Origin of the sequence: Embleya hyalina, from assembly GCF_003967355.1 — a bacterium.
GTDB lineage: Bacteria > Actinomycetota > Actinomycetes > Streptomycetales > Streptomycetaceae > Embleya > Embleya hyalina.
Window position 1 is genome coordinate 1 of record NZ_BIFH01000063.1, and the last position, 17,613, is coordinate 17,613.

18 protein-coding genes and 2 pseudogenes are annotated in these 17,613 nt (G+C 73.1%); 10 read left to right on the forward strand and 10 right to left on the reverse strand.

The genetic code is table 11. The annotated features are described in order from the left end of the window. Nucleotides 1-186 precede the first annotated feature (186 nt). Both EMA17_RS53665 and EMA17_RS49975 read right to left on the reverse strand, forming a co-directional pair. Complete coding sequence (locus tag EMA17_RS53665; RefSeq protein ID WP_218043279.1) at nt 187-336, reverse strand: hypothetical protein; 150 nt, start codon at nt 334-336, stop codon at nt 187-189. 149 nt (nt 337-485) lie between these two features. Further along, nucleotides 486-686 (reverse strand): hypothetical protein, encoded by a 201-nt coding sequence (locus tag EMA17_RS49975; protein WP_126643869.1) that lies wholly within the window; start codon nt 684-686, stop codon nt 486-488. A gap of 432 nt (nt 687-1,118) precedes the next feature. On the opposite strand from EMA17_RS49975, the gene EMA17_RS49980 reads away from it, so the two are divergent. From EMA17_RS49980 to EMA17_RS50000, 5 genes are all read left to right on the forward strand, one after another. Beyond that, entirely contained in the window at nt 1,119-1,943 is an 825-nt protein-coding gene (locus EMA17_RS49980) for a helix-turn-helix domain-containing protein (RefSeq protein ID WP_126643870.1), read from the forward strand. A gap of 17 nt (nt 1,944-1,960) precedes the next feature. Then, a complete protein-coding gene (locus EMA17_RS55080) occupies nt 1,961-2,122 on the forward strand; it encodes a DUF397 domain-containing protein (RefSeq protein ID WP_281290637.1) in 162 nt (53 codons plus the stop codon). Between the two features lie 15 nt (nt 2,123-2,137). Continuing rightward, nucleotides 2,138-2,317, forward strand: coding sequence for a DUF397 domain-containing protein (locus tag EMA17_RS49990; protein WP_126643871.1), 180 nt, complete (start codon nt 2,138-2,140; stop codon nt 2,315-2,317). Nucleotides 2,318-2,448: 131 nt separating this feature from the next. Beyond that, a complete protein-coding gene (locus EMA17_RS49995; protein ID WP_126643872.1) occupies nt 2,449-3,123 on the forward strand; it encodes a hypothetical protein in 675 nt (224 codons plus the stop codon). 158 nt (nt 3,124-3,281) lie between these two features. After that, nucleotides 3,282-3,782: a hypothetical protein gene (locus EMA17_RS50000; RefSeq protein ID WP_148112352.1), complete on the forward strand. Its 501-nt coding sequence runs from the start codon at nt 3,282-3,284 to the stop codon at nt 3,780-3,782. Here EMA17_RS50000 and EMA17_RS50005 read toward each other — a convergent pair. Next, nucleotides 3,742-4,425 (reverse strand): GntR family transcriptional regulator, encoded by a 684-nt coding sequence (locus EMA17_RS50005; protein WP_126643874.1) that lies wholly within the window; start codon nt 4,423-4,425, stop codon nt 3,742-3,744. The two genes, EMA17_RS50000 and EMA17_RS50005, sit on opposite strands and share 41 nt — an antisense overlap. Before the next feature lie 56 nt (nt 4,426-4,481). On the opposite strand from EMA17_RS50005, the pseudogene EMA17_RS55085 reads away from it, so the two are divergent. Further along, a pseudogene (locus EMA17_RS55085) lies at nt 4,482-5,015 on the forward strand (YbhB/YbcL family Raf kinase inhibitor-like protein); the annotation flags it as partial. A 51-nt stretch (nt 5,016-5,066) separates the two neighbouring features. Beyond that, nucleotides 5,067-5,522, forward strand: a pseudogene (locus tag EMA17_RS55090) (SRPBCC family protein); the annotation flags it as partial. 119 nt (nt 5,523-5,641) lie between these two features. Here EMA17_RS55090 and EMA17_RS50015 read toward each other — a convergent pair. Then, complete coding sequence (locus EMA17_RS50015; protein ID WP_126643901.1) at nt 5,642-6,817, reverse strand: serine hydrolase domain-containing protein; 1,176 nt, start codon at nt 6,815-6,817, stop codon at nt 5,642-5,644. Between the two features lie 176 nt (nt 6,818-6,993). Between EMA17_RS50015 and EMA17_RS50020 the strand changes: the two genes are divergently transcribed. Both EMA17_RS50020 and EMA17_RS50025 read left to right on the forward strand, forming a co-directional pair. Further along, nucleotides 6,994-7,332: a PadR family transcriptional regulator gene (locus tag EMA17_RS50020; protein WP_126643876.1), complete on the forward strand. Its 339-nt coding sequence runs from the start codon at nt 6,994-6,996 to the stop codon at nt 7,330-7,332. Then, complete coding sequence (locus EMA17_RS50025) at nt 7,329-7,901, forward strand: hypothetical protein (protein WP_126643877.1); 573 nt, start codon at nt 7,329-7,331, stop codon at nt 7,899-7,901. The genes EMA17_RS50020 and EMA17_RS50025 overlap by 4 nt, the downstream gene beginning before the upstream one ends. Nucleotides 7,902-7,923: 22 nt before the next feature. Here EMA17_RS50025 and EMA17_RS50030 read toward each other — a convergent pair whose 3' ends face one another. Continuing rightward, a complete protein-coding gene (locus EMA17_RS50030) occupies nt 7,924-9,888 on the reverse strand; it encodes an AfsR/SARP family transcriptional regulator (protein WP_126643878.1) in 1,965 nt (654 codons plus the stop codon). A gap of 192 nt (nt 9,889-10,080) precedes the next feature. Between EMA17_RS50030 and EMA17_RS50035 the strand changes: the two genes are divergently transcribed. Further along, entirely contained in the window at nt 10,081-10,959 is an 879-nt protein-coding gene (locus EMA17_RS50035; protein ID WP_126643879.1) for an alpha/beta fold hydrolase, read from the forward strand. A 143-nt stretch (nt 10,960-11,102) separates the two neighbouring features. Here the strand turns inward: EMA17_RS50035 and EMA17_RS50040 are convergent, their stop codons facing one another. The 5 genes from EMA17_RS50040 to EMA17_RS50060 form a co-directional block, all read right to left on the reverse strand. Then, complete coding sequence (locus EMA17_RS50040) at nt 11,103-11,495, reverse strand: hypothetical protein (RefSeq protein WP_126643880.1); 393 nt, start codon at nt 11,493-11,495, stop codon at nt 11,103-11,105. Then, entirely contained in the window at nt 11,492-11,896 is a 405-nt protein-coding gene (locus EMA17_RS50045; protein WP_126643881.1) for a cupin domain-containing protein, read from the reverse strand. Before EMA17_RS50045 ends, EMA17_RS50040 begins: the two co-directional genes overlap by 4 nt. A 127-nt stretch (nt 11,897-12,023) precedes the next feature. Then, nucleotides 12,024-15,122: an AAA family ATPase gene (locus EMA17_RS50050; protein WP_126643882.1), complete on the reverse strand. Its 3,099-nt coding sequence runs from the start codon at nt 15,120-15,122 to the stop codon at nt 12,024-12,026. Nucleotides 15,123-15,241: 119 nt separating this feature from the next. Next, complete coding sequence (locus tag EMA17_RS50055; protein ID WP_126643883.1) at nt 15,242-15,838, reverse strand: acyltransferase; 597 nt, start codon at nt 15,836-15,838, stop codon at nt 15,242-15,244. 46 nt (nt 15,839-15,884) lie between these two features. Then, a complete protein-coding gene (locus tag EMA17_RS50060) occupies nt 15,885-17,417 on the reverse strand; it encodes a glycosyltransferase (protein WP_126643884.1) in 1,533 nt (510 codons plus the stop codon). Between the last annotated feature and the right edge of the window lie 196 nt (nt 17,418-17,613).

The window sequence follows — 17,613 nt, forward strand, 5'->3', positions numbered from 1 at the left end:
GGGGAGCTTCGAGCCTCGGAGCCCCGAACGCCGGGTGCGGCCCACCCCGCGAGCCGGACCAGCCCCGCACCGGCCACCGCAACCAAACGCGCAACGCCCGCCGGGAACGCCCGACCCCCTCGGCAACGCCTCTCGAGAACCCGACCCGACCCTCCCCACCTGAGTCGCCGCAGCTGCAAGATGCGGTCAGTCGTGGGCGAGGCCGGATTCGGTGCGGTCGGCCGGGTTGGGGAGGCGGGCTCGCCAGTCGGCCGGGACGTAGTCGGGAGGCACGGTGCCGGTCAGGAAGCGGATCGGTTTTGCGAGGCCGGGCCTGCGCGTGATTGCGGCGCGCAACCAGCGGACGAGTGAACGGGGTTGGCGATCGGAGCACCGGTTGGGTGGTTGTGCTCGGTATGGTGCGTATGCCATTGCGGCCCTTCGGGGTTGCGGGTGTCGCAGGTGGGCGGGCGCTGCTTGGAATCGGTCACCCGCCCACCTGCGGGTCAGTCGGACCGGCGGGCTGCCTCGTCGATGTGCCGGACGTCGTAGCGGTCGACGGTCCACTTCGGGGTGCCGTTGAGCGGTTCGACGGTGACCATGCCGACGCCGGTGAGGGTGACCCGGCCGGCCGGGAACTCGCCGCGTCGGTCTTCGTGTGCGTGCTCGACGATGTCGCCTTCGCGGACCAGTGGCAGGCTGCTCATGCGAACTCCTTTGGTGGGATTGGTTGTTGGCTTGACGGGTGGGGTGTAGACCGCGTCCGTCGCCGCTTCGGGTGAGAGGACGCGGACGTCGTCGGCACGAGCCGTGAACGACGTGCCGGCGAGTGTGCGGGCGAACACGGTTTGCGCGGTGGACGATTCGCAGACCCCGCACAGGCCGCTGAGACCGTCGCGGATCCACGCGCCCGGGGTGGGGCGAACGGTCTTTGTGGTTAGTGGATCTGACCGGATGTTGTGCATGCCGGTGCCTCTCATCTGTCACCGAGGGCGTTCGACTTCGGGCAGGCGTGATCAGTTGCGATCACGGAGAGTCGATCACTCGTGACACCCACTACGCTTGCATGCAAGTGACCTTGCATCAACCTTGACTCCGTTTTTCGTGCAACTCGGCCGAGACGAGTGATTGGAGACATCATGCGTACTCCGGCACAAGTAGGTGCTGAACTGCGGCGGCTTCGCCGCGAGGCGGGCCTGCCCATGGCGCACGTGGCACGGCAAGCCGGCTGGACTGAAGGCACACAGTCTCGGCTGGAGACCGGGGTGACACCCATCAAGCCGGATCATGTGGCTGTATTGGCAGAGATTCTGGCGCTGACCCCGGTGACCCGGATGCACCTCGACCGTGCGTTGGGTGTGAAGCGGGAACCGGATCGCTGGTGGGTGCAGTACGGGGAGGTGCTGAATCAGGACTACGAAGAGTTGATCCTGGTCGAGGCACGGGCGACAGCGATGCACGTCGCTTCAACCATCATTCCCGGGCCGATGCAGGCCCCCGGCTATGCCCGGGCAACGTTGCTGCAGACGCCATTCGTGCCGGATCCCGACGATGCGGAAATGCTCTTGGAGGTTCGACTCCACCGTGCAGAAATCGTCACAGCGCGCGGAATCCCGGTCCGCGTAACGCTTCCCGAAGCAGTGCTTTCGGCAAGCTTCTGCGGGCGAGTAGCCTTGCAAGAGCAGCTGCAGCACCTGCTCGATCTGAGTCGACTCAAGCACGTGTGCCTCAGAATCGTGCCGTTTGATGCCGAAGCCCACCCGTTCCTTGGGGCAGTGACGTTGCTCGATCTGCCCGCCCCTGATGCGCCGGTTGCGCACGCCGAGTGGGAGAGCGGATCGCAGATGATCAAGGATGAACGGCGTGTTCGTCGACACCGGCGAAACCTGGACTATCAACTCGCCGCAGCGCTCTCCGAAGATGAGTCGCGGCGGGTGATCGAGAGCAGATTGGAAGCGCTTTGAGCATCATCGGGGCGTACGTGTGGCGGAAGTCCAGCCACTCATCGGGCGACAACTCATGTGTCGAGGTGGCACGTTTGCCGACGTCCATGGGTATACGTGATACCAAAGATCGCGGGCGTGGCCACTTGCAGATAAGCCCGGCCGCATGGGGTGAACTGCTCGATGCCCTCGCGGAGTAGCAACGGGAGGGGGCCATGAACATCGACAACTTCGCGTGGCGAAAGGCCAGCCGATCCACCGGGAACCAGTCGTGCGTCGAAGTGGCCCCGCTCCCGACGTCCACCGGCGTCCGCGACACCAAGGACCGCCGGCGCGGCCACTTGCAGATCAGCCCAGCCGCCTGGATCGAACTGCTTCGGGGTCTTCGAGGCTAGGTCGTGAATGCCGGAACCTGCCCCGGGTCGCCGGGGGATGGGCCCGGTGGGGCCGAACGGCGCCTCCGGCGCGGTGTGTTCCTCGCCCATTCGCCTGTGGACGCTGATCCGGCCGCCGGTCTGGGGCCCTGTTGCGTGCCGGGGGTGTGCGGATCGCCGTCGACGAGGTTCGGGAATCCGCCGACCCCCTGCCCGCCGAGTCGGTGCTTCAGGAGTTGGGGGCTTGCGACCTCGTTGTGCTGGTCTGGTCTCGGGGCGCGAGCCGGGATCGGCATGTGCGGGAGCAGTGCGAATACGCCGCCTCGTTCGGCAAGGCGTGTGTGGTCCGGCCGCTCGATGTGACGGCCCCGCCGGGTGGTGGCGACGTGGAGCGGTTGCCGCTCGGTTGTGGCGTCCGCGAGGTGGCCGCCTCGGTTCGGCGGCGGTTGGGGGCTCGGGCCGGTGACGGTTTCGGGTACGGCGGGGTGGTCGGGCCCGGGTCCTGGACGATCGAGAGTGATGCCCGATACGGGGAGTCGTTGACGGTGGAACTCGGCCCCTTGGTGGACGGCTCCGCCGGACCCGGTTCGCTGACCGGCACGCACCGTCGGGCGGGCCTGGAGGGTCGGGTCGTCGGGTGTTGGCGGTTCGGCGCCGCGGCGAGTCGGCTCGACCCGGAACCGGAGTCGGCCTTCGGGCTGCGGCCGGTGCGCGAGGTGCGGCGACTGCAACTCCTGGGCGGCGGCGACCGGTTCCTGGCCGCCGAGGATCTGCACGGCATCGCGGACCCGAGGCGCTACCGGCTCACCCGGGAGCGGCGCGGCTGAGTCCGGAACCCGGAACTCGGAACCCGGAACCCGCGTCGTCGTCCGAGGCGTCGATCCCACCGACGCACAGAGCCGACTCTCGGCTCCGGGCGGGGAATCGGCCCGGCGGCCCGGGGCGGGGTCGGACTGTGAGGGGAAACGTGGTCCGTTCCGAGTCGTTGCGCGCGTGGGGCCTGAGGTACCTGTGTATCTGGCTCGGGGCGTTGTCGGTGCTCGAAGTCCCCGTGTGGCTTTGGTACGCCGTCGCCGTCGGTGTCGACCATGTCGGCCTCGACTCGAACGCCATGCCTCCGCTGACCGGGCCGTTCATGGGTCCGTCCACGGTCGACGGCTACGGTGTCGATTCCGATGGCCGCGGCCTGTCGACGCTGGTCGCCCTGGTCATGGCCGGGATCGACTTCTACGCCGTGTTCGGCCTCGTCGTGCGCTCGGCGGCCCTGCGATCGCGCGCGTTCACCGCAACGGCGGTGGGGCACACGTTGCTTCTGCTCTGGGCGCTCTTCCTCGTCGTCATCGGCGCCTGGCACTGGGGCACGACTCTCTGGTACGCGCTCATCGTTGCCTTCTGCTTCGCGATTCGACGCGTCGGTCCGGTGACGAGTCGGGGCCCGGGTCCGGTCAGGATTCCGGGAGGGTCAGGTCCGCGGCGGTTCGGGTGAGGTGGGTGGTCAGGATCCGGGCCGCGGCGTCGGCGTCGCGGGCCAGGGCCGCCTCCTCCAGTCGGCGGTGTTCGTCGATGCCGTCGCGGTCGGGGTTGCGGTGGGCCGACCAGCGGCGGGCCAACTCGCTCGCGGTCCACATGCGGTCGAACGTCTCCAGCAGGACCGGATTGCCGCAACCCTCCAACAGCGCGCGGTGGAAGACGCGGTGCGCCTCGGCCCAGGCGCCGGTGTAGTACTCGCCCTCCTCGGTGTCGTACGGCGCCGTCCGGGCCAGCCGGTGGTGCGCCGCTCGCACGCGGACCTCCCAGTCGACGTCGCCGCGCTCGACGGACATGCGCAGCACGACCGGCTCCACGACCCGGCGCGCCTCGGCGATCTCCTGCCAGCGCCGATCCGAGAAGGTCGGCACGGCGAACCCTCGATTGGGCAGCCGGTCCGCCAGCCCCTCGCCGACCAACCGCACCAGCGCCTCGCGCACGACGGCCAGACTCACGCCCTGCGCCCGCGCGAGGTCCTGCGGCTTGAGCGCGTCGCCGGGGGCGTGTACGCCGCGCATGATCGCGTCCCGCAGGCGCGCGTGCACCTGCTCGGACAGCATCTGCTTCGCCGGTGCGGACGAGGCGGGGAACGTCTGGGTCACGCCGCTCACTATAGACGATCCTCCAGATAATCGATTATCCGTGTTATCGTCGATCCATGAGCACCGACAACCCCTTCAGCCGCCTCTCCGAGGCTGCCCCGTTCACCGTGACCAGCACCTCCGTCGCCGACGGCGATCCCTGGGCGCCCGCGCAGCTCTCCGGCATGTTCGGCATGCCGGGCGGCAAGGACCTCTCCCCGCACCTCTCCTGGAGCGGAGCGCCGGAAGGCACCAAGAGCTTCGCCGTCACGATCCACGACCCCGACGCCCCCACCGGATCCGGTTTCTGGCACTGGGCGGTCGCCGACATCCCCGCCGACGTCACCGAACTCGCCGAGGGCGCGGGCGACGACACCGGCTCGGGCCTGCCCGAAGGCGCCTTCCAACTGCCCAACGACGCCCGCGCGCCCCGCTTCGTCGGCGCCGCCCCGCCGGCCGGGCACGGCCGACACCGCTACCTCGTGGTCGTACACGCCCTCGACGTCGAGTCCATCGACGTCCCCGTCGACGGCACCCCCGCCCTGCTCGGCTTCACCATGTCCACCCACACCCTCGGCCGGGCGACCCTGACCGCCACGGCGCGAACGCCGGGCGAGGGCGAGGAGATCGACCCGGACGAGGCCGTCGAACGCGTCGAGGTCTCCCGCCTCGTCCCCGCCTCCGCCGAAGCCGTCTTCGCGGTCCTGACCGACCCGCGGGGCCACGTGGACATCGACGCGTCGGGAATGCTCCTCGACGCCGAGGGCGGGCCGGTGGAACGCCCCGGCGACCGCTTCGTGGTGCACATGGACCGGGAAGCCCTCGGGGACTTCCCCCTGGGCAAGTACGACGTCGAGGTCGTGATCACCAAGCTCGTCCCGAACGAGGAGATCGCCTGGACCGTCGAGGGCCGCATCCGACCGCACGTGCGCCACGTCTACGGCTACCGGTTGGAGCCGACGGCCGAGGGCGGCACCCTCGTGACGTCCTACTACGACTGGTCGGGGCTCGCCGAGGAGTGGAAGCGGCGCCTCACCTTCCCGGTGGTCCCCGAGTCGGCGCTCAAGGCCACCCTCGGAATCCTCGAACGCACCGTCCGCCGGCGAGCCGCGGCCTGACGGCTCGTCCGACCAGCCGACCACCCGACCACCCCGGCGCACCCGAGGCGTCCGACGAGTCGCGCGACCGCCGCCGGCCCGACTCGTCGGACGAACCGGACGAACCCGAAAGGCCCGTCTCAGCGGCGGCAGAGGGCCGCGGTCACGATGTCGTCGACACGCTGCCTGGCGGCGGCGTCGCCGAGTTGGACGGTGACCGCCACGTTGACCGCGCGGCCCGTGTCGGTGGCGCCGCCCCGGGTCTCGAAGCCCGGGAAGCTGCCGCCGTGGCCCCAGTACAGGTCGTTGCCGCCGCCACCGCCACAGGACAGCGGCTTACTGACGAGGCCCAGGCCGTAGCGCGCGCCGGGGCCGAAAGTCTCGTCCGCCGGGCGGGTGTTGCCGCGCATCTCGGCGAGTTGGGCCGGCTTGAGGAGGTCGCCCTTCAGGAGCTTGGCGTAGAAGCGGTTCAGGTCGGAGTCGGTGGACACCATCTGGCCCGCCGACCACGCCCACGACGGGTCCATCTCGGTGATGTCGGTCAGCGGCGCACCCGGCGACTCCCGGTCGTAGCCCCTGGGGTGCGGGCCCCGGATGGTGCTGTCGTGCGGGGCGGGGAAGTAGGTGTCGCGCAGGCCGATGCGCTTGATGACGCGCCGGTCCAGCTCCTGGGCGATGGGGTGCCTGGTCACCTTCTCGACGAGCATGCCCGCGAGTACGTAGTTCGTGTTGCTGTACTTCCAGCTCTCGCCCGGCGCGAAGTCGGCCGGGTGTCGCAGCGCGATGTCGACCAGCTCGCGCGGCTCGTAGTAGCGGAGTTGCAGGTTGTACTCGGTGTAGTTGGGCAGCCCGCTGGTCTGCTGGAGCAGGTGTCGGACGGTGATGACGTTCCCGTCGATCCCGTCCCCGTGGACCACGCCCGGCAGGTAGGTCTCGATCGGCTCGTCGAGTCGGATCCTGCCCTCGCCGACCAGTTGCAGAACGACCACCGCGGTGAACGCCTTGGTGTTGCTGCCGACCCGGACCCGGCCGTCCCGCGGCACCTCGGCGCCGGTGGCGATGTCGCCCACGCCCGCGGTGTACGTGCGGGTGTGCCCGTGCCGGTCCGCGACACTCGCGAGCGCGCCCGGCGCGCCCACGGAGCCGTCGGGCCCGACCAGCGTGTCCAGGCCCCGCTGTACGCCGTCCGGCCGGCCGGCGGCCGACGCGGCGGGCGGTGCCGTCACCCCCGCGACGATCAGGCCGGCGGCCAGCGCCGCCACGGCCGAGACCGTGCCGCGCCGGCCGATCCGGGGTCGTCGGGAAAGGTGGCGCATGTGCCGTGCCGATGAACGCACGAGTCAACTCCTGTGGGGATGGCGGTCGGTTGCCTGATCCAGGATCCGCGCCCGTGCCCACCCGGCACGATCCGGCCAGCCGCCCGACTTCGGGTAGTGCCACCACCCCCGACCGCCTCTTGCCGTTATATATCGTCGCGCGATATATAACGGTCATGAAGCCACTGAGAGAGCAGAGCTACCTCATCCTGCTCGCACTGGCCCCCGAGCCGCTGTACGGCTACGGGATCATCACCGCTGTCCGCGAACTCTCGGACGAGAGAGTCAAGTTGGGCGCGGGAACGCTGTACGGCGCGCTGGACCGGCTGGCCGGCGACGGCCTGATCGCCCTCGACCGCGAAGAGGTCGTCGGCGGCCGGTTCCGCCGCTACTACACGCTGACCGGCGAGGGCCGCCAAGCCCTCACCGCCGAAACCGCACGACTGGCACAGCTCGCCCACCGAGCCGCGCGCCGACTCGGTGGCCCACCCTTCGTATTCAACCCGGCGGGATGATGAACGACACGTACGAGAGACACTGTCGCCTGCTGCTGCGCGCCTACCCGCCCCGCTACCGACTCGCCCGGGAGGCCGAACTCCTCGGCACCCTGCTCGACGCCGCCCCACCCGGCGCGACCCGGCCGTCGACGGGCGAGGCGTGGGACATCGTGCGCGGCGGGCTGCTGACCCGGCTGCGCGATCGCCCTCCGCTGCACCACTGGCTCGCCTACCGCCTGTTCGCCAAGCGGGTGCCGGACCGATATCGCACGTGGGTCCGGGACGACGCCCTCGGCCGTTTCCACTTCCTCCGCAGAAACCTCTGCGGCCATCTGGAGGGCATCGTCCTCCTCGTGCTCATGATGGTCCTGAGCGGACCCGGCCTCACCGCTCTCACCGAGCCCGAACTCCTGCTTCCGCCCCGAACCGGGCAGTGGGTCCTGCTCGCCGTACTCGTACTGGGGACGCTCAACCCCATGTATTCCAGGCGTTATCGCACGCGCACGCTGCACAAGCACCGGTTCGCCGCGGACGGCACCGACCTGCTGCCGGCGCCGCCACCGCCCGGCGCCCCGAGCGGGTCCTGACTCCGAGGGCGCGCCGTCGGGCTCAGCCGAGGGCGTCGGCGAGGTCGCGGAGGTGACCCGCCACGGGGCCGGCGGTCAGCAGGCCGCTCGTGGCGCCGGCCTCCTCGGCCGCCGCCGGCGTGAGGGCGGTGACGGCACGCGTCATCACCGCCCGATCGCCCACCCCGATCGCCGCCCGCGCGGCCAGGCACCACAGCGCCTCGAACAGCAGCCCCGGCGGCGGGTCCGGTACGTCCCGCAGGCGCTCCGCGGCCTCGTCCCGGGCGCCTCGGGCCAGCAGCGCCGGCGGTCCGGCCCACGGCTCGTGGGGCCCCCAGTCGGTGTCCTCGTCGCCTGGCGCGGGCCGGCCGTGCCGTAGCCGCAGGCACGACAACGCCAGCGGCAGCAGCCCGTGTTCGAGGCCCGGCATGCCGACCCCGGACAGCCGGCCGGCCGCGTCGCGGTAGGCGGCCTCGGCCTCGTCCGCCTTTGCCGCCGAGCCGGTCGCGGCCAGGCGCAGGGCGCGGAACCACCGGGTGAAGACCTTGGCCACGGGCAGTTCGTGGCGGTCGGCCAACCGGTCCACCGCCAGCGCGTGTTCCTCGGCCGCGGCGAAGTCCGCGAGGGCGGCACGGCCCTGCATCCGGATCAGCCGGCCGAGGACCAGGTAGGTGAACAGGCCGTGTCGCTCGGCGAGTTCGGTCAGTTCCGCGCCGATCCGCTCACGGCGCGGGGACAGGCCCGCCCGCTCGAACGACTGCATGTACACGCCGTTCAGGGCGAACGCCGACAGCGCCGGGTCGTCCAGCCGCCGGGCGAGTTCCGCCGCCTCGCGGGCGGCCCGTGCGGCGCGCGGCGAGCGGGTCCCCCGGGACTCCACCGCGATCGTGGCCGACAGCCGGGCCCGTGCGGCCTCGTGCGCGCCCGTCGGCAGCGCCCGCAGCGTACGTTCCGCCGCCGCGACCACGTGCGCCGCGTGCTCCGGGTCGTCGACGCGGGTCCAGATCGCCGGGACGTCGTACGCCCCGATCACCCGGGCGGTCAGCTCCGGATCGCCGAGTTCCTCGGCCGCCTCGATGGTCGCCGCGCGGTGCCGGCGGGCCGCCGCCAGGCCGCCTCCGCCACCCACGGCGAGGTCGCGTGCCAGGCCCACCGACGACGCCAACCGGGCCCGGGAGCCCGGGGCGAGCGTGCGGTCGTACTCGGCCGCGACCTCCGCCCACACCCGCCCGGCCGGATCCGTCGCGCCGAGCCGGTCGTCCTGGGCGAGGATGTCCGCCTCCAGCCGCCGCAACGCCGGCCCGGGATCCACCCCGAGCCGCTCGACCAACAACCGTCGGGCCCGGCGCAACACCGCGAGCGCGTCGCCCTGGCGCCCGTCCCGATAGAGCCCGAGCGCCAGGAGTCGCCAGCCCTCCTCGCGCCACGGATGCTCGGCCACGTGCCCGTCCAGATCCGCCACCGCCCGCGCGGCCTGCCCCACGGCCAGCCGGGCCGCCCCCCGGCGCTCCACGGCATGCAGCCGCAGCTCACCGAGCCGGGCCCGCTCGGCCCCGGCCCACCGCTCGCCGGCGAAATCGGCGTACGCCGGCCCGCGCCAGCAGTCCAGCGCCGCCGTCAGCCGGAGCAGCGCCTCGCCCGGGGGCAGCGCGTCGGCGGCGCCGAGCATGCGTTCGAAACGCCCGGCGTCGACCGCGTCCCGATCCGCGCGCAACACATAGCCCGGCCCCGCCGTGACCAGCAGCCGGCCCGGAGCACGCGGCGGCCGATCCGGTTCGACGGCCCGCCGCAGCGCGGACACGAACGTGCGGACCGCACCGACCGCGTCCTCGGGCGGATCCGCCCACAGGTCCTCGACCAGCCGGGCGACCGGCACCACCCGGCCCCGGTCGACGAGCAGCCGCGCCAACACCGCGCGGTGTCGGGGCCCCTTCAGGGCGACGAGATCGCCCGCGGCGTCCCAGGCGACCACGGGACCGAGCACCCCGAACGTGATGCCCGCCGCCATGACCAGCCCTTTCGTCCCTGCCGGAGTCCCGCTCCGAGTCCTGCTCCGAGTCACGCTAGCGCGCGCTCATCCGATGCTCATCCGCTGCGGCGAGGGTTGGCGGTACCCGTTCGACGAGGACTCGACGAAGCCGAGGAGGACCGGACGAAGCCGAGGACTCGACGAAGAAGATACGAGGAACAGAGGCCACCCATGACACCCGCCACCACCACCGAACGCCACCACCGGATCACCGTCGCGGACGGGGTCGCCCTGCACGCCGCCGTCACCGGCTCGGGCCCCGCGATCGTGCTCCTGCACGGCTTCCCGCAGACCCACCTGATGTGGCGGCACGTCGCCGCGGACCTGGCCGACGACCACACGGTGATCCGCCCCGACCTGCGCGGCTACGGCGCCAGCGACAAGCCCGTCGACACCGACGGCACGACCTACGCCAAACGCGCGATGGCCGCCGACGTGGTCGCGCTCGCCGCGGCCCTCGGGCACGACCGGTTCGCGCTGGCCGGGCACGATCGCGGCGCGCTGGTGGCGTTCCGCGCCGGTCTCGACCACCCGGACCGGATCACCCACCTCGCCGCCCTCGACGTACTGCCCACCCTCGACATGTGGGACGTCATGCACGGGGTGACCGCGGCCGTGGGCTTCCACCTGTATCTGATGGCCCAGCCGCCGGGCCTGCCGGAGCGGATGATCGCGGCCGACCCGGACGCCTTCTTCGGCCACTTCCTGGACACCTGGACCGTCGACCCGGGGGCGATCCCCGCCGACGTCCGCGCCGCGTACCTGAGGGCCTGCCGCGAGGCGGTGCCGTCCATCGTCGCCGACTACCGGGCCTCGGCCGGGATCGACGTCGAGCACGACCGGGCGGACCTGGCGGCCGGCAACCGGCTGACGATGCCGGTCGCCGTGCTCCAGCAGGACTGGGGCGCGGCCCTCGGCTTCGACGCCGCCGCACTGTGGTCGGCCTGGGCGCCGGACCTGGCCCACACGACGGTCTCCGCCGGCCACTTCATGGCGGAGGAGGCGCCCACCGAGGTCGCCGACGCGTTGCGGGCCCTGCTGCGGCGCTGAGGGCGTGCGGGGCGGCCGCCGCCGGCGGGGTGTGGGACAGGGCCGGGCCGGCGGGGTGGCCTTCGGCCCGCACGAGAGCCCGCGAGAGCCCGCAGGCGTCCGCAGGCGCCCGCGAGAGCCCGCGGAGGACCACCCCGACGCGCTCACGGCTCCAGCAGTGTCACCTCCTCGGCGTGCCGGCGCTGTTGTGCCTCGTCCCAGTCGCCGGTGCAGTAGACCGAGAGCCGGGCGATCGTGTCGGCCTCGATGTCGGCGCGGATCAACTCCCGGCAGTACCAGTGCCGTCCGTCCTGCTCCCAGCGCTCCTCGACCTCGATCACGAATCCCTTCGGGGTCGGATCGACCCGGTGGCGCGCGACGGTGCCCGGGGCCGGGTGTCCGCCCTTGCGCAGCACGATCAGGTCCTCGACGCCCCGGGCCTGGAGCCGCCACTGCGGCAGGGTCAGGTCGCAGAAGGCGTCCGGGGCGAACAGGCCCTCCGGCGGGGTGCCGGTCTCCAGGAAGGTGATCAGGCGGGCCACGAGTACGTCGTTCATCGCTCGGCCCCCGCCTTCTCGCCCTGCGCCGTCTTCGTCGCGGCCAGGTTGCGGCCGACGATCGCCATGGTCCGGGCCAGGGCCTCGGTGGGGCTGAACTCCACCAGCTCGGTGCCGGCGAAGATCAGCGGCAGGTGGCCGGGAGCGCCGTAGTAGGCGTCGCCGGCCCGGTAGACCTCGTCGTGGTCCGGGTAGCGGAAGACCACCTTTCCGGTGAGCACCACACCCCAGTGCGGGCTCTGGCAACGGTCGTCGGGCAGTCCGGCGAACAACGCCGCCGGGTCGACGTCGGCCTTGTGGGTCTCGAACCCGACGGTGTAGCCGTCGAGTTCGGCATAGCGGCCTTCGATCACCGGCTCGTCCAGGGTGAACGCGGCCTGTGCTTTCGAGATGCCGGGCACGATGTCCTCCTCGATCGGTTCCGATCCCCTCGTCCGGGGACCCCCGTATGAGGAAGGCGTGCGATCGCACGGCACGATGTGCGATCGGGCCTTACGGCCGGGCGCACGATCGGGTGTTGCGCGCCGCTCACAGCCGCCAGGTGACGGGCTGTTCCGGGTTGTACACGCACAGCGTGCCGGTGTGGATCGTGTTGGCCAGGTGTCGGCCGAGGGGTGGGTGGGCCCGGGTGATGCGGTCGATGGCGGCGTGGATGCGGGCGGTGACCGCGGTTCGGGCTCGTTCGGCGGGCGAGCCGGAGCGGCGGACTCGGCCGCCGAGGCCGTACGCGGCGGACAACTGCCCCACCAGCGCGTCGTGTTCGACGGCGATCCGGGCCGAACGCTCCGCGTCGCCGGCCGCGTCCGCGTCGGCGGCCTCGCCCTCCAACTCCCGAAGTCGCCGTCGATAAGCGGTGCGCGCGGCGGCGTCGATCACCTCGCCGGTGTCGCCCGGGCGGTGCGGCGCGTCGTCGGTCCGCGGTGCGGCTTTGGCGCCGGGACCCACGGTGGTGGCCAGGTCGAGCGCGGGCACCGGCGTGCCCGGTCGGGCCAGCAGTACGGCGAGGTCTCGCATGCCCTTGCTGTCGGGCAGCGTCACCTCACGATCGGCGTAGCCCAGCCGCCACAGGCGGTCCGAGCGGCGGAACACGTTCGGCCCGTTCGCGGTGGCCGGCGCGGCACCGGCCTCCCGGGCGATCCGGGCGGCCAGTCGGGCCGCGCCGATGCCCCGGGCGGCGGCCAGGGCGGCGGCGAAGTGGCGTTCGGCGGCGGTGTGGTCGCCGAGCGCGGTGGCCAGCAGACCGAGGTGTCGGTGCACCGGGCCGCGCACCGCGGCGCCGATGCCCTCGACCACGAACAGGTCCCGGTACGGCGACAGCCAGTCGTACAACCGCCGGGCCAACGGGGTCGGACCGATGAGCGCGATCGTCTCGGCGGCCTGGGCGAGCATCGGCAACCACTCGCTGTCCCGGGGCGCGTCCGCGAGCAGCGGGCCGGCCGCCGCCAGCCGGCGTTCGGCCTGTTCGGTGTCGCCCAGCTGCGCGGCGACCAGCGCGAGGGCCACCTTGGCCCACGCGTCCGGGATCTCGTCGAGGCGGGGTTGCCCGGTGATCAGCTCCGCGATGGCCGTACGGTCCGCCGACTCGGCCAGCAGGCACCAGCGTTGGGTGGCCGCGAGCAGCGCGGCGTTGCCGCTGCCGGCCCGGCGGCCCAGTTCCTCCACCCGATCGACACAGCGGGCGCAGTCCGCGAACCGGCCCTCCAGGAGCGCCCGCATGCCGCGCCACAGCGGGACGTACCAGGCGTAGAGCGGATGTCGCAGCGCACGCTCGGCGGCGCCGAAGGCCGGCATCTCGGCATCGGCCTCGGCGACCCTGCCGAGTTCGAGCAGGGCCACCATCCGCAGCCGGCGGCCCAGGAGTTCGAGCGCCGGGTCGGGCAACCGGCGGGCCGTGTCGATGATTTCGGCGGACCGGGCCAGCCGCTCGGCGCAGTACGCCGGGCCGGCGAGCGCGTCGCACTCGGCGGCGAGCGCGTAGCCCAGGCCGGCCGCGTCACCGCAGCCGCGCGCGAGGCGCACGGCCTCCTGGGCGAGGGCCAGGCGGATGGGCTCGGGCTCGATGAGGGTGACCGCCACGGAAAGGCGTGCGGTGACGGCGGCGAGGAGGGCGGGGGATGCGGTGGGCTTGGTGGCGAGTGCGGTTCTCGCTTCGGTGAGCAGGTCGATCTGGGGGCGGTCCAGCAGGTCGATCTCGATGCCGGCCGGGCCGTTGCCCAGACCGAGGGCGGCCCGGGCGAGCAGGTCGGCGCGTTCGTCGTGGCGGGCCAGGTCGGCGGCACGCAGGAAGTCGGTCCGTGCCGCCGCGCGCTCGCCCATGCCCAGGTGGGCCGTGCCCAGGTCGATCAGCACCTCGGCGAGTGGGGTGTCCGGCGTGCCGATCGTGGCCAGGGCCGCGGCGCACCGTTCGTACCACTGGGCGGCGTCCTCGTACGCGAAGACGTCCGCCGCCTCGTCACCGGCCCGGCGGGCGAACCCGGCCGCCGCCTCGGCGTGTGCCGGGCCGGCGCGCAGCAGGTGGTGGGCGACCTGGGCGGGTGCGACGTCGCGGCCTCGGGCGGCGAACTCGGCCAGGACGGCCCCCGCCCGCTCGTGCCACGCCACCCGCTCGGTGGGGGACAACGCCTCGTACGTCGCCTCCCGCATCAGCTCGTGCCGGAACGCGCCCGAGCCCGCCTCGACCAGGGCGAGCAGCCCGGCCGCCGTCGCCTCGGTGAGGACCGTACGCACCTCGCCCAACGGCACCCGCGTGACCTCGGCGAGCACGTCGAGCCGGAAGTCCGTGCCGAGCGCCGCCGCCGCGCCCAGCACCCGGGCGCACTCCGGCGGCAGCTCGGCCGACCGGACACCGACCGCGTCCCGGACCGAGGCCGGTACCGGGCCGGTGGCGCGGTGGCGCAGCAGCTCGGTGACGAAGAAGGCGTCCCCGCCGGAGCGGGTGTGCAGCGTCCGGACCGCCGTCGGGTCGGGCGGCCCGCCGCCGGCGGCCTCGACCAGCGCGCCCACGTCCGGCTCGGTGAGCGGCCCCAGCGGCAGGCGGCGTGCGGTGCGCAGGAGCGCCGAGCGGGCCGCCGAGCGGCCGTGCCAGGAGGCCTCGTCCTCCCGGAGGGTCACCAGCAGGAGCGCCGTCGTCGTGCGCAGGCTCGGCGCGAGGTCCGGGAGCAGGCGGACCGAGGAGGCGTCGGCTTCCTGGACGTCGTCGAGGATCATCAGGAGCGGGGTGCCCGCGGCGGCCGTACGGATCAGTTCGGTGATGTCGCCGGCCAGCCGGAAGCGGGCCGCCTCGGGTGCGCTCCCGTGCGTTTCGCCGACCGCGCGGCCGGACACCAGCGCGCGCAGCGCCGGCAGCGTCTCGGCCAGGCGGGCGCACGCGACGTCGCCGGTGACCAGCTCCCGTGCCGCCGCCGACCAGGGGCGCAACGGCGCGGAGGCCGTCCCGGGCGGACAGCTCACCCACAGGACCCGGAATCCCCGCGCCCGCCGCGCGACCTCCTCGGCGGTCCTGGTCTTCCCCGCACCCGCCGCCCCGGTCAGCGCGACCGCACCACCGCTGCCCGCGCCGGCATCGGCCAGCGCCGCGTCCAGCTCGGCCAACACCTCGGCGCGTCCGACGAAGGGAAAGCCGACCATGTTCAGTCCTCCCACCCGCCACCGGGGCCACGCGTGCCCTGCTCACCACCTCAGCGTGAGATACCCACCCGAACCGGACAACCATCCTGCTCCGCTCGCGGCGTGTCGCCCGCCCCGGCTCAGGTCCGTGTCGCCGCCGGGGTCAGTTCGCCGTCCCGCTCGGTGAACAGGTCTCCCGTCTCCGGGCAGCGCCACGACCCGTCGTCGGTCGGGGTCAGCGGCACGCCCGCGCGGCCCACCCACTTGATGCGGCGGGCCGGTACGCCGGCCATCAGGGCGTAGTCCGGGACGTCGCGGTGGACCACGGCGCCGGCCGCGATCAGGGCCCAGCGGCCGATCGTGACGCCGGCCACGACCACGCTCCTGGCGCCCACGGCGGCCCCCTGACGAACCGTCACACCCTGTGCGTGCCAGTCCTGTTCGCCCTTGATCCGGCCGTCGGGGGTGACCGCGCGCGGATACATGTCGTTGGTCAGCACCACCGCGGGGCCGATGAAGACGCCGTCCTCCAGGACCGCCGGCTCGTACACCAGCGCGTGGTTCTGCACCTTGACGTTGGCCCCGACTAGCACCGCGGGGCCGATGTACGCGCCGCGCCCGATCACGCAGTTCGGGCCCAGGACCGCGTCCTCCCGGATCTGGGCGAGGTGCCACACACGGGTGCCCTCGCCGATGATTGCCGACTCGTCCACGTCCGCGCTCGGGTCGATTGCCATTTCCCGAACGCTAGTGCCCGTGCGATCGCCGCGCCCGGGAAAGCGCTCACTCCGCCGCGACGCCCAGGAAATCCGCGAGGATCCGGGCCGAGCGTCGGCCGTCGTGGTGTTCGACCACGTAGGCCGGTCCCCGCGAGGCCACCTCGCGCGCCGCGTCGGGCTCGGCGGCGATCTCCTCCAGGACCTCGGCGAGCGAGTCCGGGTCGGCGGCGCGGATCGGCAGGTCGGCCGGCAGGTGCTCGGTTGCCGACTCGTGCAGGTAGCAGATCGTCAGCCGGCCCGCCGCCATCGCCTGACACGACGTCATCCCGTAGGAACCGCAGGCGAATTGGTCGAGCACGATGTCGGCGTCGGCGAACAGCGCCGGGAGTTCGGCGGCGGGTCTGTTCAGGATTCGGCGGTATTCGATCAGGCCGATGTCGTGCAGTCGGCGCAACGTCGGCTCGATGCGGGCGGTGCCGCGCAGGAAGGGGCCGGCCATCACGTGCACCACGACCGGGCGTTCGCGGGTGAGCACCGGGGTCTCGGTGTGCCAGGTCGCCGGGTCGAGCGCGGCGGGGAGCCAGACCGCGTCCGGGACGTCGGCGATCAGGTCGGGCGTGGCCACGAACGTCGGAACCTCCAGGCCGCGCAGGATCGGCAGGAGCCGGTCCACCTTGGCCTGGAGCGCGTGGGTCAGCTCGTAGCGCGGGTCGAACGGGGAGAACTCGACCCGGGCCCGATGCGCCGCCGGATCGCGCACCTCCGAGCCGTACAGGACCAGCCCGAGCGCGATCCCGGCCGCCCGCAACTCGGCCAGGTCGGTGTCCACCCAGGAGCCGCCGAGTCGGCCGAACGCGGGCATCCCGCACTCGGCGAGCACGTGCGTATAGCGGTCCAGGACCTCGGCGAGCCGGCCCAGCTGCCAGCGGGTGGACAACCAGTCGTCGGTGTCGATCGCCCGATCGGTGGGGTGACCGAGGGTGTTCGCCGAGGCGAGCGCGGCCGACTCGGCCCGCACTCCGGGCAGGTGCCGCTCCACCGCGCGGGCCCACGCGTGGCCCTGACCGGCGGTGTTGGTCGGCCCGATCCCGAGCACGGGGGAGGGCGTCGGAGCGGGCACCGCGTCGGCCGCGAACGCGCGCACGTACGGCTCGTACGCCCGGGCACAGCGCGCCGCCCACGCCGTCGCGTCGCGCTCGACCTCGGCGCGGTGCCGGTTGCGGACCGCGTCCAGGTCGCGCTGGGCCATCATCCGGCGCAGGCCGCGGATCACCCCGCCGCCGTCCAGCGCCTCGACCGCGGCCCGCGCCGCGGCCAGTTCGGCGGTCCGGGCCGGGTCCACCGGCACCCGCAGCGACCGCACCACGCCGGTCCCGGACGCCTCGACGGAGGTGGTCACCGCGACCGTCTCGGCCGGCGCGACGTGCAGGGTGTACGTGCCCTCGACCGGATCGTGCGGCATCTCCTCGCCCACGTCCGTGTGGGTGACGACGACCCGTCGCAGCCGCTCGGGCGGGATGAATCCACGGTCCTCCGCGGCCTGCCGGGCGTCCGGAATCGCCACACCCGCGGCCACAGCCGAGTCCCTGTCGCTCATTGCCGTCGTCTCCCAAGGCCGTGCCGACTGTTCACAGACTGTCACCGGGGACGAGCGGTGACCAGCGCCGCCACGTTACTTGGCTTTGCCGAAAGGACCCGGTTTCCGCTCGGGCACACGGCGCGTCGCCGGCCCGGGAGCGGCCCGAACGTCGTCGGGCGCGGACCGCGAGTGCGGTCCACGCCCGACGACGGAG

Bases quoted from the DNA above. Each gene is read 5' to 3' on its own strand.
- EMA17_RS49975 (WP_126643869.1), bottom strand. From the start codon at position 686: ATGAGCAGCCTGCCACTGGTCCGCGAAGGCGACATCGTCGAGCACGCA.
- EMA17_RS49980 (WP_126643870.1), top strand. From the start codon at position 1,119: ATGCGTACTCCGGCACAAGTAGGTGCTGAACTGCGGCGGCTTCGCCGC.
- EMA17_RS49990 (WP_126643871.1), top strand. From the start codon at position 2,138: ATGAACATCGACAACTTCGCGTGGCGAAAGGCCAGCCGATCCACCGGG.
- EMA17_RS50015 (WP_126643901.1), bottom strand. From the start codon at position 6,817: ATGCGCCACCTTTCCCGACGACCCCGGATCGGCCGGCGCGGCACGGTC.
- EMA17_RS50020 (WP_126643876.1), top strand. From the start codon at position 6,994: ATGAAGCCACTGAGAGAGCAGAGCTACCTCATCCTGCTCGCACTGGCC.
- EMA17_RS50025 (WP_126643877.1), top strand. From the start codon at position 7,329: ATGATGAACGACACGTACGAGAGACACTGTCGCCTGCTGCTGCGCGCC.
- EMA17_RS50030 (WP_126643878.1), bottom strand. From the start codon at position 9,888: ATGGCGGCGGGCATCACGTTCGGGGTGCTCGGTCCCGTGGTCGCCTGG.
- EMA17_RS50035 (WP_126643879.1), top strand. From the start codon at position 10,081: ATGACACCCGCCACCACCACCGAACGCCACCACCGGATCACCGTCGCG.
- EMA17_RS50040 (WP_126643880.1), bottom strand. From the start codon at position 11,495: ATGAACGACGTACTCGTGGCCCGCCTGATCACCTTCCTGGAGACCGGC.
- EMA17_RS50050 (WP_126643882.1), bottom strand. From the start codon at position 15,122: ATGGTCGGCTTTCCCTTCGTCGGACGCGCCGAGGTGTTGGCCGAGCTG.
- EMA17_RS50055 (WP_126643883.1), bottom strand. From the start codon at position 15,838: ATGGCAATCGACCCGAGCGCGGACGTGGACGAGTCGGCAATCATCGGC.
- EMA17_RS50060 (WP_126643884.1), bottom strand. From the start codon at position 17,417: ATGAGCGACAGGGACTCGGCTGTGGCCGCGGGTGTGGCGATTCCGGAC.